Below are 22923 nucleotides of genomic sequence, written 5' to 3' on the forward strand. Positions count from 1 at the left end.
AGGGCGCGGGGATCACCCTTGCTTCAGTGCGCTGCGGTAGGCACCGCAGCCGACGAGCAGTTTGTCGTTGATCGGCAGGACGAACGAGGACTTGCCGCGCACGTCGCCCGTGACGGGGTTGACGATGTTGTACTCCACCCAGCCGCCACCGGTGTCCGCACGCTCCCAGGCGTCCTTCAGCAGAGCGTCGGCATCCAGGCCCGGCGCATCGTGCAACCGGCTGCCGGACTTGGCGCGGTCTGCCCCCATGACGCGGTAGGTACCCTCGCGGTCGAAGACGAAGATGTAGAGGTCGCGGTCAATGAAGCGGCCCTTCTTGTCGTAGAAGTCCTCGGTGGCCCGCTCGTAACCCACGGTGCGGATGTGCTCCAGGGCGTCCTGCGCCATGCGCATGGCGACGTCTGCCGTGCCCTGGGTGATGGACATGGTCTGCACGGCCTCGTCGAGCACGGCGGTGTGCCCGAGCAGCTGGTTGGAACGGCGGCTGGTGCGGTCCACCATCGCCGCGTTCTCGTAGGTCACGGTGTCGATCTCGCCCATGGCCTGCGCCACTTCCTTGAGCGCGGCGCTCTGCTGGCTGCTCGCAGCGGCCATGCTGTCGATGCGGGCCGCGATGTCGCGGATGCCCACCACCAGACGCTCCATGACCTCGTTGACGGAAGCGATCTGCTTGACTGAGGACTGCACACGGTCGGTGGACTCGACGATGAGCTGGCGAACCTCGCCCGCGGCAGACTGGGAGCGCTGGGCCAGGCTGCGCACCTCGGCGGCCACCACGGCGAAACCGCGCCCCGCCTCGCCAGCGCGCGCCGCCTCCACCGCCGCGTTCAGCGCGAGGATGTTGGTCTGGAAGGCAATGCTGTCGATGACGCCGATGATCTCGGTCATGCGCTGGGAAGTCGACTGCAAGGTTCCCATGCCCTGCATGGTCTGGTTCATCAGCCCACTGGCCTGTTCCGTCTGCCGGTGCAGGCCTTCACTGACGCGGCTGACTTCCTGCACCGTTTCGCCGTTGCGCGTCACGGTGTCGGCGGCCTCGCGCACGTTGGCCGTTGCCTGCTCCAGCGCGGCGGCCTGCGCCTGCGTGCGGTCCGCCAGCTGGGCGCTGTCGCTCACCAGTTGGCGACCCATGTGTCCCAGCACGGCGGAAACGCTGCGCACGTCGGCCACGATGGCCGACAGGCTGTTGAGCATCGCCTGGAACTTGCGCCCCATCTCGGCCATTTCGTCACGGCCGGCGATCACGGCCACGCCGGTCAGGTCGCCCCCGGTGGCCTGGTCGATCACCTTATCGAGCTTCTTGAGGCTGTCGACGGTGGCGTGGTAGAAAGCCATCAGCCCATAGGCCAGCAAGACCAGCAGCACCACGCCGCCAGCGGCCAGGTAGGTGATGTTCTGCAATGCCTGCGCGGCCCGCTCTTCCAGCAGGGCCTTGAGGCGGTCATGCGCCACGCGGCCGAACGCACGCTGGGTCTCCACGGCCTTGTTGCCCTCTTCGAAGAAGCCCATGGCATTGCCCATCAGCATGCCAGAACCGAGCGTCAGCTTAATCGAGTTGGCGAAATCGGTGTTGTAGCGCTGAACATCCTTCCACCCATCGGGCGCGGTTTCACCCGCGCGCTGGAGGGACTCCAGGCGGTCCTGAATCTGGCGCGTCAGCGCGATCAGGCGGTCGCCCTGGCTGCCCACGCGGATGGCCTCGGTGATCGCCTCGGAGGACGAACCGGCGTCCGGGCGCGCCAGCAGACCAGCGCCTTCCGTCCGGATCAGGTCGGTGCCTTCGACCAGGGGCAGGATGCGCTCGACCACGATGTCCATCAGGAAGAAGCTGTCTGCCTTGGGGTCGAGCAGCAGCTCCGAGGTCTCCGCCGCCATGGTCACCATGCGGATCAGCCTTGCGATCTGGTCGGTGTGCCGCGCCATCACGGTGGCGCTCTGGTCTGGCGTCGGATTGCCCTGGATGAGTTCCTGCAGCGTCTTGTGCACGGACAACCAGTCGTTGGCCAAGCCATGCTCTGGGTGGGCCGCGATCTCGCGGTCGAGTGCTTCGATCGCGGTGGCGAGCTCCTTGCGTGTCGCGTCCCGGGCCGAAACCATCGCGCTCTCACCGGCCAGGATCAGGTGCGACTGGCCGCGGTGCTTCTGCGCCAGGGCCACCACCTCGGATATCCGGTTCACGACCGAAAGGCCCGCCAGTTCCCGCTGTGTGTAAAGCCGCTGCTCCCACAGGGACTGCGTCATCAGCAACACCATGGCCACCATGGGCAGCACCAGCAACGCTGCCATGGAGACAAGCTTGACTGTCATCGGCAGGCGCTGCATGAGCGCGATGCCGGGCCCGAAAAAGCGGCGTGGGGAATCTGACATGGTTCTGAACGGTATTGTTGAGTCGCAACGGACCCGGCATGTTTCGCGCGGGCCGGTGACAGCCGGTCAGATGTTAATCGACCCCACCCCCCTGTAACAAAGAAGTTACAAGGGGATATCCCTAGGTCATTTCCGGATCAAATGATCCAAATGAACTTAACGCAGCGCCGCGCGCATCTGGTCGATCACCGCCTTGTAGTCAGGCTTGCCAAAAATCGCACTTCCCGCAACAAAGGTGTCGGCGCCCGCGTCGGCCACGCGGCGGATGTTGTCGGCCTTGATGCCGCCGTCCACCTCCAGGCGGATGTCGCGGCCGCTGGCCTCGATGCGCTTGCGCGCCTGTTCGATCTTGCGCAGCGCGGAGTCGATGAAGCTCTGCCCCCCGAAGCCGGGGTTGACGCTCATGATGAGGATGAGGTCGAGGTCATCGATCACCCAGTCCAGCACATCCAGCGGCATGGCCGGGTTGAAGGTGAGTCCGGCCTTGCAGCCGCGCGCCTTGATGGCCTGGACGCTGCGGTGCACGTGGGCGGTGGCGTCGGGGTGGAAGCTCACCAGATCGGCCCCGGCGTCGATGAACGCACCAGCCAGTGCGTCCACGGGCTGGATCATCAGGTGCACGTCGATGGGCACGGGCGTGCCGTCTGCCTTCTTGGCGTGGGGCTTGAGCGCCTGGCAGACCATGGGCCCGAAGGTGAGGTTGGGCACGTAATGGTTGTCCATCACGTCAAAGTGGATCCAGTCGGCGCCAGCGTCGATGACGTTGCGCACTTCCTCGCCCAGACGGGCGAAATCGGCCGAGAGAATGGAAGGAGCGATACGGTAGGTGGTCATGTCAGATTCCGCCGAGCCGCCTCAAGGAGGCTGAAGCCCCGTCAGGGGGCAGCGAACAAAGTGGACCTGCGGGCAGTTCCATTCAAACATTGTCGCAGCTTCGACATCCAAGCTGCGCGACAATCGGTCCATGTCCAAGTACCAGCTCACCGTCGACCCGCAGCCAGCGTACCTGCCCGGCCAGTCTGCGCCGGGCCAGCAGGTGTACACCTTCGCCTACACCATCACGATCCTCAACGTGGGTGAGGTGGCGGCCCAGCTGATTGCCCGGCACTGGGACATCGAGGACGCCGACGGCCAGACCCAGACGGTCGACGGTCTGGGCGTGGTCGGCCACCAGCCGCTGCTGCAGCCGGGCGAGTCGTTCCGCTACACGAGCAGCGCGCGCCTGCGCACCCCCATGGGCATCATGAGCGGGCACTACTTCTTCGTCGCGGTGGACGGCACCCGGTTCGAGGTGGCCATTGCACCGTTCGTGCTGCGTGCCGAGGGCGTGAGCGGCGGCTCAACCCTGCATTGACCCGTTTGCCGATGACCGAGCCCACCACCGAAGCGACAGCGCTGCTGCAAGGACTGGACCCGGACGCGCCTCTGGCGCAACGCCACCTGTGGCTGATCGGCCTGATGGCCTGGGTGCGCGGAGACGAACCCGACGTGCCAGCCACGTTCCGGCGGCTGGAGGCCTTGCTGGACGCCGCAGAAACGCTGCCCGGATGGCTGCCGCGCTGGGCGCGCTGGTGGCAACGCTTTCGCCAGGAGGTGGACCTGGCCCCGCTGCTGGCGGACTTCGGCTTTGCGTCGAAGTCGGTCTTCCTCACCGAGCTGGGCCACAGGCTGCGCCGCAAGCTGCTGCCCGCCTCACCGGTGACCACCGACATCACAGAACTCTTCGGCCTGCTCTTCAGCGACCCGCTGGACGCGCGCTGGCTGCATTCCATGCCCCCCCGCATGCTCGAGCGCATCGCCCGGCTGCTGGAGGCGGCCGACGATTCGCCATCCGCGCGCGGGCCGGCCTGGCCCCGCATGAACGTCTGGGAGCAGACGCTCGTGGACGCCCTGGCCTTCTGCGTGGGGCAGGTCAGCGCGGCGGGATTCACCCCCGAGCTGCGCATACGGATGTCACAGGAGGCGCGCGAAGCCAGGATATTTCACGACCTGCCCGTGGCACTCGAGAGCTACCGGGAGGCTATTGCCCGCACCGGCACGGGCAGCAGCGAAACGCAAGCCCGCGAGACCACGCTGCGCCGCCTGCTCGACGAATGCCGCCATGCGGCGTACACGGTGTACGCGCACCTGGAAGAGCACGGCATTTCGGTGGGCATCGTGTTCCGCCTGCGCCAGCTGCGCGAGCGTGTGCTGCGGGCCAAGACCCTGATGGACTGTCTGCGGTCGCCGCAGCGGCAGCGGGCCACGGTGCGGTTGCTGGCCCAGCTGGTCCAGGTCGGGCAGGACAGCCGGAGCATCCGCGCACTCATAGCCACCAGCACGCAGCTGACGGCGGCGCGCGTGGCCGAGCGCAGCGCCGAGACGGGCGAGCACTACATCACCCGCAACTGGTCCGAGTACCGCAGCATGCTCCTGCGCGCTGGCGGCGGCGGCGCCGTGCTGGGCTTCACCACCTGGTTCAAGTTCCTCATCGGCGGCCTGGCGCTGTCCGCCTTCTGGGGCGGCTTTGCCGCAGGCCTCAACTACGCGGCAGCCTTCGTGCTGATCCAGATGCTGCACTTCACCGTGGCCACCAAGCAGCCTGCGGTGACGGCCCCGGCCATGGTCGCCAAGCTGAAGGACCTGCGTTCGCGCGAGGCAGTGCTGCGGTTCGTGGACGAAGTGGCCCACCTGTTCCGCTCGCAGGTGGCGGCCATCGTCGGCAACCTGGCACTGGTCATCCCCGTGGTGGTGCTCATCAGTCTGGGGCTGTCTTTCGCCACCGGGCAGGCCATGATCGGAGAAGAAAAGGCCCACCACGTGCTGGAAGCCCACCAGTTGCTCGGCCCCACGGCCTTGTTCGCGGCCTTCACCGGACTGCTGCTGTTCGCCAGCAGCATCATCGCTGGCTGGGTGGAAAACTGGTTCGTGCTGCACAGGCTGGACTCCGCCATCGAACACAACCCCAACGTCACGCGGCGGCTAGGGGTGGTACGGGCCCGCCGCTGGAGCCGTTTCCTGCGCACCCACATCTCGGGCCTCACGGCCAACATCTCCCTGGGCCTGATGCTGGGACTGGTGCCCGCCATCGCGGGCTTCTTCGGCCTGGGACTGGAGGTGCGCCACGTGACCCTGGTGACGGGCCAGATGGCCGCGGCCGCCATGTCGCTCGGCCACCAGGTCTTTCTGGAAGGGGCCTTCTGGTCTGCACTGGCGGCCACGCTGCTGGTGGGGCCGGTCAACCTGGCCGTGAGCTTCTACCTGGCCTTCCGGCTGGCCCTGCGCGCGCAAGGCGTGAGTGACGTCAACCGCCAGCGCATACAGGCGGCCATCAGGCACAGGTTGCGGCGCGCGCCGCTGAGCTTCCTGTGGCCGGTCAGCGACCAGCAGGAAGCCGCCGCCCATGCAGATGTGGACATCCCCGCGCCCGACCCCGCCGACGACAGGCAGGCCGACCCCGAAACACCACCGGCAAGCCCCCTGGCGCGTGCCGAAGGTCAAGATCCCGCGTGACGGCCATGGGTGAATTTGAACTGATCCAGCGCTATTTCCAGCACGCTCTGGCGCGAGAGGGCGTGGTGCTTGGCAACGGCGACGACTGTGCTTTGCTGACGCCCGCGCCGGGCATGGTGCTGGCGGTGTCGACCGACATGCTGGTGGAGGGGCGGCACTTTGTGTCGACCGTGCCACCGCAGGCCCTGGGGCACAAGGCGCTGGCCGTGAACCTGAGCGACCTGGCCGCCATGGGCGCCGAGCCGGTGGCCTTCACACTGGCCCTGGCACTGCCGCGCGCCGACGAAAACTGGCTGCAAGGTTTTTCGCAAGGGTTGCTGGCCCTGGCCGATACCCACCGCTGCGCCCTGGTAGGCGGCGACACCACGGCCGGGCCGCTCAATCTGTGCATCACGGTGTTCGGCCAGGTGCCTGCGGCACAGGCGCTCAAGCGCAGTGCCGCGCAGCCGGGCGACGACATCTACGTGAGCGGCACCCTGGGCGACGCCAGGCTGGCCCTGGAAGTGTTGCGCGGCACTCTGGAGGCGGCCCCGGACGCATGGCGCCACGCGCGCCAGCGGCTGGAGCGGCCAACGCCACGCCTGGCCCTGGGCCAGGCGCTGCGCGGGGTGGCACATGCCTGCGCCGACGTGAGCGACGGGCTTGTTGGCGACCTGGGCCACATCCTGAACGCTTCGCGCGTGGACGCGCTGCTCCACGTGGACACGCTGCTGGACTCCGCCGCCGTGACCGACGGCGTGCGGGCCTTGCCGCGCGAACACGCGCTGACCTGCGTCCTGGCCGGGGGCGACGACTACGAACTGGTCTTCACAGCACCGCACAGCGCCCGCGACGCGGTGACGAAGGCTGCCGCCGCCAGCGCCACCCCCGTGACCCGCATCGGTGAAATCGGCGCCCGAACCACCCGCCAGGCCGTGGTGCAGTGCCTGGACGCAGCGGGCCGCCCCCTCAACCTCAACCTCGCCGGCTTTGACCACTTTGCCTGACAGAACCGCCATGGACACACCCACCCCCGACACCCCGCGCGACGCAGCCTCCGTGGTGCTGCTGCGCGACGGGCCCACAGGCCTGGAGGTGCTGCTGCAGCGGCGCAACGCGCGTGCTGGCGTGCTCGGGGGCATGTACGTGTTCCCTGGGGGCAAGCTGGACGCATCCGATTTCGATGGCGGCTGGCTGACGCGCCTGGACCAGAGCCCGCAAGCCCTGCAGGACCAGCTGGCCGAAGGCGGCACACCGGTGGAGACGGCCGTCGCGCTCTACCTGGCGGCCCTGCGCGAGATGTTCGAGGAGGCGGGCATTCTGCTGGCGGAACCCGAGGACGGCCAAGCCAGCCGGACCGGCTGGCACGAACAACTGCATGAGCAGCTGCGCGCCGGGCAGGCCTGGCCAGCAGCACTGGCACGGCTGGGCCTGCGCACAAACACCCGTGGCATGCGCCCCTGGTCGCGCTGGATCACGCCGCGCAACCCGCCCGTGGGCACACCCCGCTTCGACACCCGTTTCTTCCTGGCTGTGCTGCCCACAGGGCAGCTCGCGCGCCATGACGACCACGAGGCAGTGGAAAGCCTCTGGCTGGCCCCGCAGACCGCCCTGCAACGCTACTGGGACAGAGAGATCGAACTCATCCCGCCGCAGCTCATGGGCCTGGCCCAGCTGGCACGCCACGCCGACACCGCCAGCGCCTGGCGGGAAGCCCTGGAACGCCAGCCGCCCTGCGTCCAGCCCGAACAGTTCGACGAAGACGGTGTGAGGGTCATGTGCTACCCAGGCGATCCCAGGCACCCGGTGACCGCACGCGCGCTGCCGGGCCCCACACGCCTGCGCTTCGTGCAGCGCAGGTTCGAACCCGTCAACGGCTTCGCGGGGTGGCTGGAATGACCCCTGCCGTCATCCCTTCGGCGCGCTTCATGTTTGCGCACCTGTCACATGTCATCGCCATGGGCTTCGGCTCGGGCCTCAGCCGGCGCGCGCCGGGCACGGTGGGAACGCTATGGGGCTGGGCCACCTTCCTTGTCATCGACGCGCTCTTTCAGCCGTCAGACGTGGGCTGGGCCCTCCTCATCGGCATCAGCACCCTGGTGGGCTGGTGGGCCAGCGTGCGCACCGCCGAACGCAGCGGCATTGCAGATCCGGGCTTCGTCGTCATCGACGAGATCGTGGCCTTCTGGCTGGTGCTGTGGCTGGCCATGCCCATGGGCCTGCTGGGGCAGGCACTGGCCTTCGCCCTGTTCCGCTTCTTCGACGCCGCCAAGCCCGGGCCCGTGGCCTGGGCCGACCAGTTCTTCAAGGGCTGGGGCTGGCGCGGCGGCTGGGGCATCATGTTCGACGATCTGGTAGCCGCCTTCTGCACGCTGCTGGTGATTGCGCTCTGGCGCTTCTGAGGCCCCCGCCATGGACACCCAAGCCCCCGACCTGCTGCCACTGTGCGAGGCGCTGGCGCGCGAGCTGAAGCAACGCGGCTGGATGATGGCCACCGCCGAAAGCTGCACGGGCGGGTTGATCGCGGGCACCTGCACAGGCCTGAGCGGCTCCAGCGACTGGCTGGATCGCGGCTTCGTCACCTACTCCAACGCCGCCAAGACGGAGGCCTTGGGTGTGGATGCCGCCCTGATCGAACGGCACGGCGCGGTGAGTGAACCTGTGGCCCGTGCCATGGCCGAGGGTGCGCTGCGCCACTCCCACGCGCAGGTAAGCGTGGCCGTGACGGGCGTGGCGGGCCCCACTGGTGGCAGCGCAGAAAAACCGGTGGGCACCGTCTGGTTCGGCTGGGCCACGCCGCAGGGCGTATTCACCGAACTGCAGCACCTACCCGGTGGCCGCGATGCCGTGCGGCAAGCCACGGTGCAGCACGCCCTGAAAGGGCTGCTGCAACGTCTGCCAGCGGGCTGAGCGGCGTGGCCGAGCCCTTCAAGCTGCTCATCAACCCGCAGACGGTGCGTGACGCAGGCGCGCACCTGCAACGCACCTGGCCCGCCTTCAACCGCCCAGGCTTTGAAACCCTGGCCACGCAGGGGCTGGATGCGCTTGAATTCAAAGCCCGGGCCATGCTGGTGGCCGACGCGCTGACGCAGACCCTGCCTGCCGACTTCGGCCAGGCCTGTACCGTGCTGGAAGCCAGCCTGGCCCCACCGTCGCCCTTTGACGCGAAGGGCGAACCCGTGTCACTTGACGAGCGGCAACGCCAGGCCGGGTTGACCGGGTGGGTGCTCTGGTCCGTGGGCGAATATGTGGCACGTCACGGCATGAGCGATGTGCCACGTGCACTGGCCTGCCTGCACGCGCTCACGCAGCGCTTCACCGCCGAATTCGCCATCCGGCCCTTCCTGCAGCGGCACCCACAAATCACCTTGAACGCCTTGCAAAGTTGGGTACACGACCCCAGCCCGCACGTGCGACGGCTGGTGAGCGAAGGCAGCCGCCCCCGCCTGCCCTGGGGCCTGCGCCTGCACAGCCTGGTGGCCGACCCCACGCCCACACTGCCCCTGTTGCACGCCCTCCAGGACGACCCCAGCGCCTACGTGCGGCGCAGCGTGGCCAACCACCTGAACGACATCGCCAAGGACCACCCCGAAAAGGTGGCCGCCTGGGTGGCGGAACACCTGAATGGGGCCAGCCCGGAACGCGTGGCCCTGCTGCGCCACGCCAGCCGCACACTGGTCAAGCAAGGGCACCCGGCCACCCTGCACGCCTGGGGGCTGGGCCATGCCCTGAACGGCGCTGCCGCGCTGGCGCTGTCATCCGGCCAGGCGCGTATCGGCGAAAGCGTGGAGCTGCGGGTGCGGCTGGCCTCAGGCGCGAGCGAACCCCAGACGCTGGTGGTGGACTACGCCGTGCACCACGTGCGCGCCAACGGCGGCATGTCGGCCAAGGTGTTCAAGGGCTGGAAGCTCACCCTGGCGCCGGGTGAAACGCGTGAACTGGTCAAGCGCCACAGCCTACGGCCGGTGACCACGCGCACGCTGTACCCGGGCACGCACCACGTCGAGTTGCTGGTCAACGGCAAGGCTCTGGGCCGCCAGAGCTTCGAGCTGCAGACCGGCTGAGCCGGCCCGTCAGATCACAAAAGGGCCTCAGGCCCCGTGGCACTTCTTGTATTTCTTGCCGCTGCCGCAGGGGCAGGGGTCGTTGCGGCCGGGTTCGTCGGCCTTGCGCACGGTTTCCACGCGCGGGCCAATGCTCTTCCACAGGTCGCGCAGGTCGTACACCGCCCAGATGGCCTCGCCGTAGGCGTTCAGACGCGCCTGGCTCACGCTGGGCGGGCTGTCCTCGCCAAACATGCTGACGGCGGGTTCCTCGTCATCGTCCTCGGTCATGATGACGATGCGCTCCAGCGCGTCTTCCAGCCACTCGGCGGCTTCCTTGTCGCGCGGGGCGGTCCATTCCTCGGGCCAGGTTTCCACGGCGAACATGAAGCCCAGCGCCCACACCTGGGCAAAAGAAGGCAGCTCCTCGTTGTCCAGCTCGTCGGCCATCGCAGCGCGCTCTTCCTCGCTCAGCGCGGCAATGGCACCCCGCACATCCATCACCTCGGGGGCGTAGGCGCGCTCGTCGTCCAGGCTTTCCACCGGCTGGTCCAGCGCAGTGGCCACCTCGTTCCAGCGGCGGTTCCACAGCGCCAGGAACTGTTCGTACTGCTCGGGGCTGGCAAACAGGGCCGGGCCGAACTCCCCGGTGTCCGCGTCGCCGAACAGAGCGCCCATGTATTCGCTGGCCGGAATGCTGCGGCGGCAGCAAATGAGCGCCGCCATGAAACCCTCGCAGAACTCCCACTGGGGCACCTCGTCCATGCGCTGGCGCAGGTCGTCGAGGATGTTGTCAAGCGCGTCGAAGTCCTCGTCGCTCATCGGCTGGGCAGGGGTGGAAGTGGTCATGGCAGTCCGCAAAAAAAGTGTATTGCGATTATCCCCTGTGGCGCCGCCGCCACTGAACCCCCTGCCACCACCAAGCCGGACAGGCCTTTGGGCTATAAAAGATTGCCCGCCCCTTCACCCCCAACGACCGCCAGCATGATCTACTTCGCAACCACGGTCTTTCTTTCGGCGTTCCTGCTTTTTCAGATACAGCCGATCGTCGCGAAGATGATCCTGCCGTGGTTCGGGGGTGCGTCATCGGTGTGGAGCGTGTGCCTGGTGTTCTTCCAGGCGGAGCTGCTCCTGGGTTATGCCTACGTGCACTGGCTGCACGAGAAGCTGCCGGCAAAGCGCCAGATGGCCGTGCATGGCTCCGTGCTGCTGCTGAGCCTGCTGACGCTGCCCGTGGTAGCCAACCCCGCCTGGCGCGACCTGGTTGCGGGCACGCCTGCCCTGGGCGTGCTGCTGGTGCTGGCCACCGCCGTGGGCGCCCCCTACCTGCTGCTGTCCACCACCGGCCCGCTGATGCAGGCCTGGTACGCGCGCGCCCACCTGTTCTCCAGCGCAGGCGTGCAGCCCTACCGCCTCTACGCCCTGTCCAACCTGGCGTCCATGCTGGGCCTGCTCACCTACCCGGTGCTGGTGGAACCCATGCTGGCGGTCCGGCCCCAGGCCGTGGTGTGGTCTGCAGGCTACGCGCTGTTCGTGGCCGTCTGCCTGGCCACGGCGGCCTTCACCTGGCGCCGGCTGCGCCAGCACGAGGCGCAAACGCCCGCCACTGAAGCGGACGGGCCGCCGCCCGCGTGGCCCGAACGCCTGCTGTGGGTGGGGCTGGCGGCCACCGCCACGGTGCTGCTGCTGTCAATCACCCGCCACCTGACGCAGGATGTGGCACCCGTGCCCTTCCTGTGGGTGCTGCCGCTGAGCCTGTACCTGCTGAGTTTCATTCTGTGCTTTGACGCCCCGCGCTACTACGTGCGGCCGGTGTTCCTGGGCGCGCTGCCGCTGGCGTTCTGGGCGCTGGACCACGTGATGAACGAAGGCACCAGCGTGCCGCTGATGATCGCCGCGCTGTGTGGCGCCCTGTTCGTGCTCTGCATGGTCTGCCACGGCGAACTGGTGCGCCGCAAGCCGCCAGTGCGCCACCTCACGTTGTTTTACCTGATGCTTTCCATTGGCGGGGCACTGGGGGGTGCGCTGGTGGGTCTGCTGGCCCCGGCGGTCTTCAACGCCTACTACGAACTGCCACTGGGTCTGTTCGCCTGCGCAGCCCTTGCCACCATCGTGCTCTGGCCGTCCCTGCGCAGGCACTGGCGCGCCCTGCTGTTGCTCGCGCTGGCGGCCTACGCGCTGCGTCTGGCCAACCTGTCGCTGGGCTACGTGCAGGGCTACCAGACGGTCATGCGCAATTTCTACAGCCAGTTGCGGGTGGAAGAAACGGTCGACCCCAGGCTGGGCCCGGTACGCAGCCTGGTGCACGGGCGCATCAACCACGGCGAACAGTACATGGACGCACGCCACCGCCAGCAGCCCACCGCCTACTACTGCGAGCTGTCGGGCATCGGCAGGGCGTTGCGCAGCCTGCCGCAGGAACGGCCGCTCAAGCTGGGCGTGGTGGGACTGGGCACCGGCACCCTGGCCACCTACGGCCGCCCCGGCGATGTCATGCGCATCTACGAAATCAACGACCAGGTGCTCAGCCTGGCCCGCAGCCATTTCACCTACCTGCAGGACAGCGGTGCGCGGATTGAGACGGCCCTGGGCGACGGCCGTCTGGTGCTGGAGTCCGAGCCGCTCCAGGGTTTCGACCTGCTGGCCATGGACGCCTTTTCGGGGGACTCCATCCCCACCCACCTGCTCACGCTGGAGGCGCTGCAAGGCTACCTGCGCCACCTGGCGCCGCAAGGTCTGCTGGCGGTGCACATCACCAACCGCTACCTGGACCTGAAACCGGTGATGGCATCGGCGGCGCAGGCGCTGGGCCGCGTGGCCGTGGCCTACGACCTGAGCCCGCCGGACGAGGACTTGTACTGCCGCCGCTCCACCTGGGTATTGCTCATGACGCCCCAGCAGGCTGGCGCGCTGCCGCCTGCGCTGGCCGATGGCACCCGCCTCGTGGGGCCGCCCGGTTTCCGCCCCTGGACCGACAGCTTCTCCAACCTGCTGAGCATCCTTAAGGACTGAGCCGTCCGGCCGCGCGCCTCAGACCGTCAGGTCGATCTGCTGCATCACGCCCGCTTCGCCGTTTTCCGACAGGTAGACACCGCTGGCGCGCACTTGCCCAAGCGTGGCGTTGTCACCGCCCTTGAGGGTGAACGGGCTGGCGGTCTGCCCGAGATACAAGGCCCCCACGCCCGCCTCCGCGAGGGTGCTGTAGCGGTCGCGGCCCTGCGGGTCTTTCTGCCAGACCAGCAACTGGCGGAAGATGGCGTCGGTCTCGTCTATCCAGCCGTTGCCATCGCCATCGTGTGCCGCCAGTTCGGCAAACCCGTTGCCGCTCAAGGCCCCGAAAAGCTCGCTGCCATCGTCGGCCAACCCGTTGGCATTGCGGTCGAACACCAGGAAACCGCTGCCAGGGCCGACGAAGGGAATGTGTTCCGCCGCGCCATCGGCATCCAGGTCGAAGGCAAAGCGCAGGTCGGTCAACACCGGCGCACCGCCATCGAAGTTCAACACCAGCGGGTCCTTCATCTTCGCGGCTTCGCCCATGCGCACAGACACCTGGCTCACATCCAGTTGCTCGCGCTGCATCACCAGCCCTGCCATAAACCCGATGGTCCTCCCGTCGGCCGTCGTCACGGTGCCCTGCGCGGCAAAGACGGTGGTTTCCTGCTCGTACCGCACCTCGACACGGTCGTAAGCCATGCTCCAGCCCGCGCGCTGTGCACTGGCGGCGGCAGACACATCGCTGGCCGCCTCGGCCACGGCTGCCACCGGCACCTCCCCTTGCAGTTCTTCCGCCCGGAACACCCGCACTTTGATACCAGTCATGGCTTCCACCATGCGCACCAGCACCTGCATGCGCGGCTCCACGGCGTTGCCATCACCGGTTTCTGTCTTGCGCGGGCCCTCGGCAGCCACAGCCTGCGGCTCGTGCCGCGGGCGCCCCACGGCCCGCCCGGGGACATCCTGAGGGCGCGCCTGCGCAGCCACGGCCGACAGGTGCAGCAAGGCTGACGGACGCTGGTCATCAGCGTTCCGTGCCCCACCCGCATCCAACCTGACGGCCTGTGGCTCGGGCCCTCGCCACAGGCGCAGCCGCTCGTCCACCTGCCGGGCTTCGGCATGCTCGTGCTGGCTGAGCAGGGTGACGTCGGACGCAGTGATTCTCATGTTTTCGGCATCGGCACAGATCACACGCCCTTGAGGCCAGCCCGACGAACGGCGCTAGACTGTCCTCAACACGTTCCAGGAACACGCCATGCCTGACACCACGCCTGCCCATCTGTCGTCCGCACCGCGCCTGGCTCCGGGCGATCTGCGCCTGCAGATCGACCCCAACACGCTGGGCTTTGCCGACACCACCGAACTGAGCCAGGAGCCGCTGCCGTGGATTGGCCAGGAACGCGCCCACACCGCGGCACGCTTCGGCCTGGGGCTGGACCAGCCGCACTACCACCTCTTCGTGCTGGGCGACGTGGGCACGGGCCGGTCCACCCTGCTGCAGCAGGAAATGCAGGCCGCCGCCGCCAGCCGCCCGGTGCCGCCGGACCTGTGCTACCTGCACAACTTTGAAAGCCCCGAACGCCCGCGCGCACTGCGCCTGCCCGCTGGCCAGGGCCGCCAGCTTCGCCAGCTCATGGCCGAGCTGACCCGCACCCTGCAAACAGACATTCCCAAGCGCTTCACCGAGCCCGACTTCAAGGCCGACAGCGACGCGCTGGAGCACAGTTATGCCGACCAGGAAGCCCGGGCATTCAGTGCCCTGTCCGCCTTCGCCGAAGAGCGCCGCTTTTCCCTGCGGCGCGACAGCGGCCAGCTCATCTTCACCTTGATCGACGAGAAGAACGAGACCCTCTCGGCCGCCGACATGGCCGCCCTGCCCAAGGAACAGCGCGAGCGCTACGACCAGGGCGAACGCGAACTGCGCGGCGAGATTCTGCGCTTCCTCGAAGCCACCGCGCCAATGGAGCGCGCCCTGCGCGATGGCATGGTGGCACTGCGGCGCCAGGCCGTGAAGCCGCTGCTGGAGCGCGAACTGCAGAACATCCGCCAGGAGCTGAAAAAGCAGTTCAAGGACACGCGCAAGCTGGGCACTTGGCTGGACGAGGTGGCCCGCGACGTGCTTGACCACCTGGACCTGTTCGAAGCCGCTGCCCCCGAAGACGACGACGAACGCCGCGAAGCACTCGCCCGCCAGCTCTCGCGCTACCGCGTCAACCTGGTGGTGGACAACGCAGGCACCCAGGGCGCGCCCGTCATTGTCGAAAACAACCCGCTTTACCGCCCCCTCTTCGGCAGCATCGAATACCAGTCCGAAAACGACGTGCTGGTCACCGACTTCTCGCGCATCCGCGCGGGCAGCCTGCTCAAGGCCCACGGCGGCTACCTGATGCTGCACATGCGCGACCTGTTCACCGACGAACTCGTCTGGGAGAAGCTGCGCCGCTTCCTGCGCAGCGGCCGCCTGCAGATCGAAGAACCCGGCACCATGTTCACCGCGCTGGCCACCACCTCGCTCGAACCCGAGGCGGTGGACGTGGACGTGAAAATCGTGCTCATCGGCTCCAACGAGCATTTTTATGCCCTGCAAGAGGGCGACCCCGAATTTGCCCGCCACTTCCGCGTGAAGGTGGACTTTGCCGACGCCTTCCACGCCAGCGACGACACGCGCTACGCCACCGGCGTGTTCGTGGGACACACCTGCGCGCGCCTGGGCCTGCCGCATTTCAGCGCCGCCGCCGTGGCCCGGCTGATTGAAGACACCCACCGAGAGGCCGAGGACCAGACCCGCCAGAGCGCCGCCTTTGCCCGCACCGAGGCCCTGGTGGTGGAAAGCGCCGCCACCGCCCAGGCACGCGGCGCACGCCTGGTGGAGCGGCAAGACGTGGAAGCCGCCCTGGCCGCGCGCAACCACCGCCACGACTACCCCGACCAGCGCCTGCGCGAAGCGATCCAGGAAGGCGACCGGCTCATCGCGCTCGGCGGCGCGCGCGTGGGGCAGCTCAACGGCCTGAGCGTCATCGACCTGGGCGACTACCGCTTCGGCCTGCCCATGCGCGTGGCCGCCCGCACCGTGGCGGGCTCCGAAGGGCTGCTCAACATCGAGCGCGAGGTGGAACTCTCCGGCCCCATCCACGACAAGGCCGTGCTCATCCTGCACAGCTACCTGTCGGCCCTGTTCGCGCACATCGCGCCGCTGGCGCTGTCCGCGTCCATCGTTTTCGAGCAGGAATACAGCGGCATTGAGGGCGACTCGGCCTCCTGCGCTGAACTGTTCGCGCTGCTGTCGTCGCTGTCAGGTGTGCCGCTGCGGCAGGGCATCGCCGTCACAGGGGCGCTCAACGCCTTTGGCGATGTGCTGCCCATCGGCGGCGTGAACGAAAAGATCGAAGGCTTCTTCCGCGTGTGCCAGGCGCAGGGACTGTCTGGCGAACAGGGGGTTCTGGTGCCGCAGCGCAATCGCCGCCACCTCATGCTCGACCGCGAAGTGTGCGAGGCCGTGGCCCAAGGGCGCTTTCACATCTACACCGCAGCGCACGTCGGTGAAGCCATGGAGCGGCTCACTGGCGTGCCCTTCGGGCAGACGCACGACGGCACGGGCTACGCGCCCGACAGCCTGCTGGGGCGCGCCGAAGCCACGCTGCACGCCTACCGGCGCGCCTGCCTGAAGGCGGGCAACCCGCGCGCGTGGCGCCGCCGTTCATGAGGCCCGGCGGCGCGGCAGGCGATCAGGCGCTGGCGAAACAGAAGGTCTGCCGTCCGTCGGCCTTGGCGCGGTACATGGCCCTGTCGGCGGCAACGATCAGGTCCATCGCGGTCAGCCCGTCTTCGGGGTACTGGCTGATGCCGATGCTGGCGCCAACATTGAGCGTCCGCATGCCGTAGGGTATGTCGGCCCGGGCCTGGTCGATGATCTTCATGGCCACCGTCACGATGCCTTCCGGCGGCGGCGAGGGGGCGTCGAGCAGCACCACGAACTCGTCTCCACCCAGCCGCGCGACCGTGTCGATCTCGCGCAGCACGCCCTGCATGCGCCGCGCAACGATGCGCAGGACGTAGTCCCCGGCGTCGTGCCCAAGCCTGTCGTTGATGTCCTTGAACCGGTCCAGGTCCACGAACATCAGCGTCACGTGCTCGTTGTTGCGCCGGGCCCTCGCTATCGCCTGCTCCAGCCGCTCCTGCAGCATGCGCCGGTTGGGCAGCCCGGTGAGGGAGTCGTGCTGGACCATGTGTTCCAGCTCCTCGCGGTTGTCCCGCAGGGTGACCATCTGGTGCGCGATCTGGTCCTGCATGCCCTGGAAGCTCCTCGCCAGGTCGCCAATCTCGTCGCTCCGGTCCACCGGCAGGCTGGCGTCGACCTGCCCCGCCGCGAACCGCCCTGCAGCCTGCTTGATGGCGTTGATCGGCCGGGTCACCGCGCCAGCCAGCACCACCGCCACGACCACGCAGCCCAGTGACAGCAGCAGCGCGCCCAGCACGATGTCGGTGCGCGGGCGATTGAACTCCTGCAAGACGCTGGACAAGGGTTGAGCCAGCCCCAGCATCAGCCCTTTCTCGTCAGACGCCACGGCCAGATCCCGGCGAACGAACGCGGCGACCAGCGGCGTGTCGGCCGACGAGGTGGGCGCCTCGAACACCACCTCTCCCGACGGCACGGCCACCAGGGCCTGAATCGCCGGGAACTCGTCCTGGATCAACACCCTGCGCCCCCGGTCGAAGCCGAAGGTGCGGGAACTGTCGGGGTGCACCAGCACATCGCCCTCGCCGTTCGCCAGGAACAAGCGGAATTCGCCGGGCAGGTCTGCCGCCAGCAGGCGGAAGACGGCGCGCAGGTCGACGTTGACAACGACGACCCCAAGCGGCGGCTGGCCGTCGAGCGGCACGACGGGCATGGCCAGCACAATCGTCGGCTTGTCCATGTTGAAGGCCGTGCCCCGCTCGTGGTTGATGGCGATGCGGGACAGGTAGGTGGCCCCACGCGGCAGCTTCAAGGCTTGCGATACGTAGGCGAAATGCCCCTTCTCCTGCAGGTCGTCCCCGGTGACCCGCACCAGGCGCTTTTCGTCGCGCTCCACGCGCACACGCTCCAGCCCATAACCCTGGGCAGAGATCAGGCGAATCTGGTTGTACGAGGGGTTGGCCAGCATGGCCTGTTCAAAGAGCGTGGCCAGCTGGTCGTCCAGCTGTGGTTGCGGCCTGGCCAGGGTGGCCCGCGTTACCGGGTGCTCAGCCAGCATCTGCAGCAAGCGGGACACCTCCTCCCGCGAGGTGGTGATCCGCGTCGCCAGCACCTGGGTCGAAGTCAGCAGGCGCGCCTTCGCGGCATCCACCAGGAGGTCACGCGTGATCAGGTAGCTGTGGATGGCGGCAATACCTCCTGCCAGCACCCCGACCAGGGTGAGCAGCAGCGCGAGCTTGGCGGCAATACCCAGCCTCATGGCGCCAGCACCTTGCTGGCCCGGTCACCCGAGACGATCCGGCTCCAGAGCTGGTTGCGGCGGTCCTCGCTTTCCACTGGCTCCAGCCAGACCAGGCGCGCGCCTTCCTGGATGAAGGGCGATTCCTGCATGGTGTTGGCCAGCCCCTGGCGCTCCAGCAGCACCTGGCCGGGCATGGGTTCCAGCATGAAGTTGATCCAGGCCATCGCCAGGGTGGGGTCGCGCGCGCCCTGGGTGACGCCCCAGCAGTCCAGCCAGGCCAGTGCGCCTTCGCGCGGCACCGCATAACCGGCATCGACACCGCGCGCCTGCAGCAGCTTGAGCTGCTGGGAACCGTAGTTCGCAAACATCAGCGCTGCCTTGCGCCCCAGGAACAGGTCCACCGACTCTTCCGGTTGGGTGTAGAAAGCCGCCACGTTGCGCCTCAGGGCCACGAGCCGGTCCACGGCCGCTGGCCACTGGTGGTTCTCCAGGCGGAAAGGGTTGGCCCAGTCCAGCGACTGGGCAGCCAGAGAGAAGTTGTGCGTGCCACCGTTGTAGACCAGCACCTTGCCCCGGTAGGCCTGGTCCCACAGCACGCGAATGCTCTGCGGCGGCGTGGGCAGCTGGGTGCGGTCGTAGATGATGCCCATCTCGGCGTAGGTGTAGGGCACCGCGAAACGCATGCCGCCCCGCGCCAGGCCCTTGATGGCCGCCGTGTCGGCAAACCGGGGCAACTGCCTGGCAATGTTTGGAACCGCGCGCGTGTCTATCGGCAGCAGCAGACCGGCGGCAATGTACCGTTGCATCTCGGCCGTGTTCGCCGCAAACACGTCGAAGTCGCGCCCGCCGTTGCGGTTGATGCGCTCCCAAAGCGCGGCGTCGGAATCAATGAAGGTGACTTCGACCTTGCGGCCATGTCGTTCCTCGAATGCCTTGACGACATCCGGGTCGGCATAGCCCGGCCAGGCCAGCACCTTCAGTGAACTGGCAGAGCCGGCATGCGCCCCCAGGGCCCAGCCAGCCAACACCCCCACCCCCAACAATCGACGCTGCTTCTGGAATGGCGTCATACAGTTCTCCGGCAGACCCAACGATATCTGCTCTGATTCCATTTTCCACGCCGGTAACCGGGGTGGCAAGCCCTGTCGGGCAGGGTATTTACCCCCGCATCAGTGCTTCGATCTCGTCGCCATCCACCGGCACGCCACGGGTGATCAGCTCGCAGCCGTCCTCAGTCACCACCGCGTCATCCTCGATGCGGATGCCGATGTTCCAGAACTCCTTGGGCACGTCGGGCGCAGGGCTCACGTACAGGCCGGGCTCGATGGTCAGCACCATGCCGGGGCGCAGGATGCGGCTCGGGCGGTCCTTGATGATTTCGCCCGACAGCGGGTCGCGGCGCTCGCTGAGCTGGCCCACCTCGGATGGCTCCACGTAGCTGCCGCAGTCGTGCACGTCCAGCCCCAGCCAGTGGCCGGTGCGGTGCATGTAGTGGCGGAAGTAATGGCGCTTTTCGATCACATCGTCCAGGTGGCCCACATCGTTGCGGTTGAGCAGGCCCAGGTCCAGCATGCCCTGTGCCAGCACGCGCACGGTAGCGTCGTGCGGGCCCACAAAACGTTTGCCTGGTCGCGTGGCGTCCACCGCCGCCTGCTGCGATGCCAGCACCAGGTCGTACAGCGCGCGTTGCGGCCCGGTGAACTTGCCGTTGGCCGGAAAGGTGCGGGTGATGTCGCTGGCGTAGCCGTCCAGCTCGCAGCCGGCGTCGATCAGCACCAGCTCGCCGTCGCGCACGGGCGCCGCGTCGGCGCGGTAGTGCAGCACGCAGGCATTGGCGCCCGCCGCCACGATGCTGCCGTAGGCCGGGTACTGCGAGCCATGCTGGCGGAATTCGTGCAGCAGTTCTGCGTCCAGGTGGTATTCGCGCACCTCCTGCCCGGCGCGGATCATGGCGGCGCTGCGCTGCATGGCGCGGATGTGCGCGTGCGCGCTGATTTGCGCGGCGCGCTTCATCACGCCAATCTCGTGCGCGTCCTTGATCAGGCGCATCTCATCCAGCAGGCTGCACAGGTCGCGCTGGGCGTCGGGGCACAGGGCGCCGTAGCGCACGCGGGCGCGCACCTTCTGCAGCCAGCCGTCCACCCGGGTTTCCAGCCCGGCATGGATGGCAAACGGGTACCACACGGCGTGGCGGTTTTCCAGCAGCTTGGGCAGGCGGGCGTCCAGCTCGTCCACCGAATAGGCCTCGTTCACGCCCAGCGCGGCGGGCGCGGCCTCGGGCCCCAGGCGGTAGCCGTCCCAGATTTCGCGCTCCAGGTCCTTGGGCTGGCAGAACAGCGTGGTGTGGCCTTCGGCCGTCAGCACCAGCCAGGCGCGCGGCTCGGTGAAGCCCGTGAGGTAGTAGAAGTAGCTGTCGAAGCGGAACAGGTATTCGCTGTCGCGGTTGCGCGTGCGCTCGGGCGCGGTGGGAATGATGGCCACGCCACCCGGGCCCAGCTGGGCGGCCAGGCGGGCACGGCGGTCGGCGTAGATGGCTTGGTGGGCAATGGCGCTCATGGGGTGTTCTGACTGAGTTTCAGGAAATCTGGTTCAACTGCGCAAGGCGTTCGGGGGTGCCCACGTCGGTCCACGCCCCGGTGTACAGCTCGGCGCTCACCTGCCCATTGTCCATGGCCCGGCGCAGCAAGGGCGCCAGCGGGGCTTTCACCCCCTGGGGGTTGCCGGTGGGAATGCTGCACAGCGGCTGCTGGAAGAAGGCCCGCCGGTACAGGCCGATGGTGCTGTAGGTGTAGCGCGGCCCAGGGTGTTCAGGGGGCAAGTTCAGCGCCAGCCCCTCGGGCGACAGGCCAAAGTCGCCCCGGGGGTTGTGTTCGGGGTTGGGCACCAGCCACACATGCGCCAGCAGGGAGCTGGCGGCAAAACGCGCCAGCGCCTGGGGCGCAAAGGCAAAACCAGGCGCAAACACGTCGCCCGCCGCCACCCAGAACACGTCCGCCAGCTGCGGCAGGGCGCGCGCAATGCCGCCGGCCGTTTCCAACGCACCGCCAAAGTCGCGTCCTTCCAGGGAATAGCTCAACGCCATGGCGTGGCCGCCTTCCTGCCATTCGGCGCCCAGGCGGACGGGAATCTGTTCCTCCAGCCACGCGGTGTTGATGCAGGCATGCGCCACCCCGGCGCGCGCCATGGCAGACAGATGCCAGGCCAGCAAAGGGCGGCCTTGCACTTCCAGCAGGGGTTTGGGCGTGGCGTCGGTGAGCGGGCGCATGCGCTCGCCACGGCCAGCGGCGAGCAGAAGGGCTTGGGCGGGGGGAAGTGGGTTCATCACCATGCGCCGATTGTGCGGGATGGTGGGCTGGGTTCTGGGCAGGCGCAGCCACGTTGCCCAGCACGGCCAGATGTGTTAAAAATGACCCTGCTTCAGTAGCCCACATGGGTGCGGTTGCCGAGGAAAAGCATGAAGCGCCACACCCACTGAACGTATTGTTTTTTGGTGGCCATGCTGTAGGGCTCAATGCCGAATTTCAGGATTTACAGGATATAGGCAAGTGCTGCGGAAATTTTCAGGGGTCACCAAGAATGAATAACATGCCATCATCAGCTATTATTAAAATAATTTTTTGGTCGACGCAACGCATACCCCTTTTCTGGAGCCAGCCCTGTACGGAAATAGCAGGCGAAACGGATCTTTTTGGCTAACTTCATCAAATTGCTTTTTTGACATGACCTCGCCACTCGGCCACCTATACTCCTCAACCTCTGAAATTTGACCATCAAATCGATTAATAGAGTATTTAATTATTTTTTCATAGATCAATCTCCCATTTCCATCTAAATAGGCCATTAATTGCTTGTACGCAGATAGCACAGCGCTGTTATTTTCGAGAATGACAAGACTCTTTACTGAGTTGCCTTCATCAACTTGGACTTCGTCAATAGATTGACCGTAAATAACAAAAACCCTAGTGCAAGCTCCGTCATCCGTAAGGCTGCACAAATCCCTTTCATCCGAGGCCCGCACCTTACAGGTTAGCATTACTTCACCAACTTCCAACGCACCAGAATAAGCATCGCCACTCCAAAACGCAGAACAAATAATCAAGACAAAAAACGCGACAATCCTCGAATAAAAATTTTTCCACATATTAATATCACCTGAATTGATTACATGTCTTACTGAATGAATTTTCACAGCTATCGACGCCATATGTCGCCACCCCCGCCGCATCGATATTAATGGTCGTTTGACTCCACGAGCTTCCATTTGAAGCAGTACCATTGGAGTACGTTGTGTTGCCGTAGGTTTGGCCATTCTGCCCCCATGAGCTTCCAGTGTTGCTGTTCTGGCCCTGCACGTTTTTGATATTTCCATATCGCTGTACGCTATACGCATTACCCGAATTTTCGTTGCAAGCTCAAAAAAGAACCAGGCCCATAAAAAGCAGCAAATACACCTGAAGTGAAAGTCAAAAAAATTGCAAAAAAACCAATGCTTTCATGACGAACCTTCGCTAAAAAATCAAAGCAAATCAATAGCTCGCCGCGCTTGCCATCGATACAAAATCGCAACACCCTCCCGAATCTACCTAAATCACAGCATATCTAGAAAAGACCTTCCGCGCCCTGGGTACGGA

The 22923-nt window shown here is 66.7% G+C and carries 18 protein-coding genes; 9 read left to right on the plus strand and 9 right to left on the minus strand.

The annotated features are described in order from the left end of the window. Nucleotides 1-12 precede the first annotated feature (12 nt). Nucleotides 13-2367 carry a methyl-accepting chemotaxis protein gene (locus ACYVHH_RS14765; protein ID WP_460565954.1) on the minus strand — a complete coding sequence of 785 codons (2355 nt, stop codon included), beginning with the start codon at nucleotides 2365-2367 and terminating at the stop codon, nucleotides 13-15. 156 nt (nucleotides 2368-2523) lie between these two features. After that, the gene (gene rpe / locus ACYVHH_RS14770; RefSeq protein ID WP_460565955.1) at nucleotides 2524-3201 is read right to left on the minus strand and encodes a ribulose-phosphate 3-epimerase; all 678 of its coding nucleotides are present in this window, start codon (nucleotides 3199-3201) and stop codon (nucleotides 2524-2526) included. Nucleotides 3202-3331: 130 nt separating this feature from the next. Here rpe and apaG point away from each other — a divergent pair, with 130 nt between their 5' ends. The 7 genes from apaG to ACYVHH_RS14805 are packed head-to-tail and all read left to right on the plus strand — an operon-like array spanning nucleotide 3332 to nucleotide 9902. Continuing rightward, on the plus strand, nucleotides 3332-3721 hold the full coding sequence (gene apaG / locus ACYVHH_RS14775; RefSeq protein WP_460565956.1) for a Co2+/Mg2+ efflux protein ApaG: 390 nt from the start codon (nucleotides 3332-3334) through the stop codon (nucleotides 3719-3721). 11 nt (nucleotides 3722-3732) lie between these two features. After that, nucleotides 3733-5859 carry a site-specific recombinase gene (locus ACYVHH_RS14780; protein ID WP_460565957.1) on the plus strand — a complete coding sequence of 709 codons (2127 nt, stop codon included), beginning with the start codon at nucleotides 3733-3735 and terminating at the stop codon, nucleotides 5857-5859. Nucleotides 5860-5864: 5 nt separating this feature from the next. Next, complete coding sequence (gene thiL / locus ACYVHH_RS14785) at nucleotides 5865-6845, plus strand: thiamine-phosphate kinase (RefSeq protein ID WP_460565958.1); 981 nt, start codon at nucleotides 5865-5867, stop codon at nucleotides 6843-6845. A 10-nt stretch (nucleotides 6846-6855) separates the two neighbouring features. Continuing rightward, nucleotides 6856-7737: an NUDIX hydrolase gene (locus ACYVHH_RS14790; protein ID WP_460565959.1), complete on the plus strand. Its 882-nt coding sequence runs from the start codon at nucleotides 6856-6858 to the stop codon at nucleotides 7735-7737. After that, on the plus strand, nucleotides 7734-8240 hold the full coding sequence (locus tag ACYVHH_RS14795) for a phosphatidylglycerophosphatase A family protein (protein WP_460565960.1): 507 nt from the start codon (nucleotides 7734-7736) through the stop codon (nucleotides 8238-8240). Before ACYVHH_RS14790 ends, ACYVHH_RS14795 begins: the two co-directional genes overlap by 4 nt. 10 nt (nucleotides 8241-8250) lie before the next feature. After that, nucleotides 8251-8748, plus strand: a complete 498-nt coding sequence (locus ACYVHH_RS14800; RefSeq protein WP_460565961.1) for a CinA family protein — start codon at nucleotides 8251-8253, stop codon at nucleotides 8746-8748. A gap of 5 nt (nucleotides 8749-8753) precedes the next feature. Beyond that, nucleotides 8754-9902: a DNA alkylation repair protein gene (locus tag ACYVHH_RS14805; protein ID WP_460565962.1), complete on the plus strand. Its 1149-nt coding sequence runs from the start codon at nucleotides 8754-8756 to the stop codon at nucleotides 9900-9902. A gap of 27 nt (nucleotides 9903-9929) precedes the next feature. Here the strand turns inward: ACYVHH_RS14805 and ACYVHH_RS14810 are convergent, their stop codons facing one another. Further along, nucleotides 9930-10730 (minus strand): UPF0149 family protein, encoded by an 801-nt coding sequence (locus ACYVHH_RS14810; RefSeq protein WP_460565963.1) that lies wholly within the window; start codon nucleotides 10728-10730, stop codon nucleotides 9930-9932. A 135-nt stretch (nucleotides 10731-10865) separates the two neighbouring features. On the opposite strand from ACYVHH_RS14810, the gene ACYVHH_RS14815 reads away from it, so the two are divergent. Beyond that, nucleotides 10866-12893, plus strand: a complete 2028-nt coding sequence (locus ACYVHH_RS14815) for a spermidine synthase (RefSeq protein ID WP_460565964.1) — start codon at nucleotides 10866-10868, stop codon at nucleotides 12891-12893. 18 nt (nucleotides 12894-12911) lie between these two features. Here the strand turns inward: ACYVHH_RS14815 and ACYVHH_RS14820 are convergent, their stop codons facing one another. Further along, nucleotides 12912-14042, minus strand: coding sequence for a hypothetical protein (locus ACYVHH_RS14820; protein WP_460565965.1), 1131 nt, complete (start codon nucleotides 14040-14042; stop codon nucleotides 12912-12914). An 88-nt stretch (nucleotides 14043-14130) separates the two neighbouring features. Here ACYVHH_RS14820 and ACYVHH_RS14825 point away from each other — a divergent pair, with 88 nt between their 5' ends. Continuing rightward, nucleotides 14131-16578, plus strand: coding sequence for a Lon protease family protein (locus ACYVHH_RS14825; RefSeq protein WP_460565966.1), 2448 nt, complete (start codon nucleotides 14131-14133; stop codon nucleotides 16576-16578). 22 nt (nucleotides 16579-16600) lie between these two features. Here ACYVHH_RS14825 and ACYVHH_RS14830 read toward each other — a convergent pair whose 3' ends face one another. The 5 genes from ACYVHH_RS14830 to ACYVHH_RS14850 all read right to left on the minus strand — a co-directional run bounded on the left by ACYVHH_RS14830 (nucleotide 16601) and on the right by ACYVHH_RS14850 (nucleotide 22601). Beyond that, nucleotides 16601-18310: a diguanylate cyclase domain-containing protein gene (locus ACYVHH_RS14830; RefSeq protein ID WP_460565967.1), complete on the minus strand. Its 1710-nt coding sequence runs from the start codon at nucleotides 18308-18310 to the stop codon at nucleotides 16601-16603. Continuing rightward, nucleotides 18307-19362, minus strand: coding sequence for an extracellular solute-binding protein (locus ACYVHH_RS14835; protein WP_460565969.1), 1056 nt, complete (start codon nucleotides 19360-19362; stop codon nucleotides 18307-18309). Before ACYVHH_RS14835 ends, ACYVHH_RS14830 begins: the two co-directional genes overlap by 4 nt. 88 nt (nucleotides 19363-19450) lie before the next feature. Next, nucleotides 19451-20848 carry an aminopeptidase P N-terminal domain-containing protein gene (locus ACYVHH_RS14840; protein ID WP_460565970.1) on the minus strand — a complete coding sequence of 466 codons (1398 nt, stop codon included), beginning with the start codon at nucleotides 20846-20848 and terminating at the stop codon, nucleotides 19451-19453. 19 nt (nucleotides 20849-20867) lie between these two features. Then, nucleotides 20868-21614: a nucleotidyltransferase family protein gene (locus ACYVHH_RS14845; RefSeq protein WP_460565971.1), complete on the minus strand. Its 747-nt coding sequence runs from the start codon at nucleotides 21612-21614 to the stop codon at nucleotides 20868-20870. 282 nt (nucleotides 21615-21896) lie between these two features. After that, nucleotides 21897-22601 (minus strand): hypothetical protein, encoded by a 705-nt coding sequence (locus tag ACYVHH_RS14850; RefSeq protein WP_460565972.1) that lies wholly within the window; start codon nucleotides 22599-22601, stop codon nucleotides 21897-21899. Nucleotides 22602-22923 lie beyond the last annotated feature (322 nt).

The organism is Hydrogenophaga aquatica (genome assembly GCF_054780915.1).

Coding starts and splice junctions, on each gene's coding strand:
- ACYVHH_RS14765 (WP_460565954.1), bottom strand. CDS start 2,367: ATGTCAGATTCCCCACGCCGCTTTTTCGGGCCCGGCATCGCGCTCATG.
- rpe (WP_460565955.1), bottom strand. CDS start 3,201: ATGACCACCTACCGTATCGCTCCTTCCATTCTCTCGGCCGATTTCGCC.
- apaG (WP_460565956.1), top strand. CDS start 3,332: ATGTCCAAGTACCAGCTCACCGTCGACCCGCAGCCAGCGTACCTGCCC.
- ACYVHH_RS14780 (WP_460565957.1), top strand. CDS start 3,733: ATGACCGAGCCCACCACCGAAGCGACAGCGCTGCTGCAAGGACTGGAC.
- thiL (WP_460565958.1), top strand. CDS start 5,865: ATGGGTGAATTTGAACTGATCCAGCGCTATTTCCAGCACGCTCTGGCG.
- ACYVHH_RS14790 (WP_460565959.1), top strand. CDS start 6,856: ATGGACACACCCACCCCCGACACCCCGCGCGACGCAGCCTCCGTGGTG.
- ACYVHH_RS14795 (WP_460565960.1), top strand. CDS start 7,734: ATGACCCCTGCCGTCATCCCTTCGGCGCGCTTCATGTTTGCGCACCTG.
- ACYVHH_RS14800 (WP_460565961.1), top strand. CDS start 8,251: ATGGACACCCAAGCCCCCGACCTGCTGCCACTGTGCGAGGCGCTGGCG.
- ACYVHH_RS14810 (WP_460565963.1), bottom strand. CDS start 10,730: ATGACCACTTCCACCCCTGCCCAGCCGATGAGCGACGAGGACTTCGAC.
- ACYVHH_RS14815 (WP_460565964.1), top strand. CDS start 10,866: ATGATCTACTTCGCAACCACGGTCTTTCTTTCGGCGTTCCTGCTTTTT.
- ACYVHH_RS14820 (WP_460565965.1), bottom strand. CDS start 14,042: ATGAGAATCACTGCGTCCGACGTCACCCTGCTCAGCCAGCACGAGCAT.
- ACYVHH_RS14825 (WP_460565966.1), top strand. CDS start 14,131: ATGCCTGACACCACGCCTGCCCATCTGTCGTCCGCACCGCGCCTGGCT.
- ACYVHH_RS14830 (WP_460565967.1), bottom strand. CDS start 18,310: ATGAGGCTGGGTATTGCCGCCAAGCTCGCGCTGCTGCTCACCCTGGTC.
- ACYVHH_RS14835 (WP_460565969.1), bottom strand. CDS start 19,362: ATGACGCCATTCCAGAAGCAGCGTCGATTGTTGGGGGTGGGGGTGTTG.
- ACYVHH_RS14840 (WP_460565970.1), bottom strand. CDS start 20,848: ATGAGCGCCATTGCCCACCAAGCCATCTACGCCGACCGCCGTGCCCGC.
- ACYVHH_RS14845 (WP_460565971.1), bottom strand. CDS start 21,614: ATGAACCCACTTCCCCCCGCCCAAGCCCTTCTGCTCGCCGCTGGCCGT.
- ACYVHH_RS14850 (WP_460565972.1), bottom strand. CDS start 22,601: ATGGCCAAACCTACGGCAACACAACGTACTCCAATGGTACTGCTTCAA.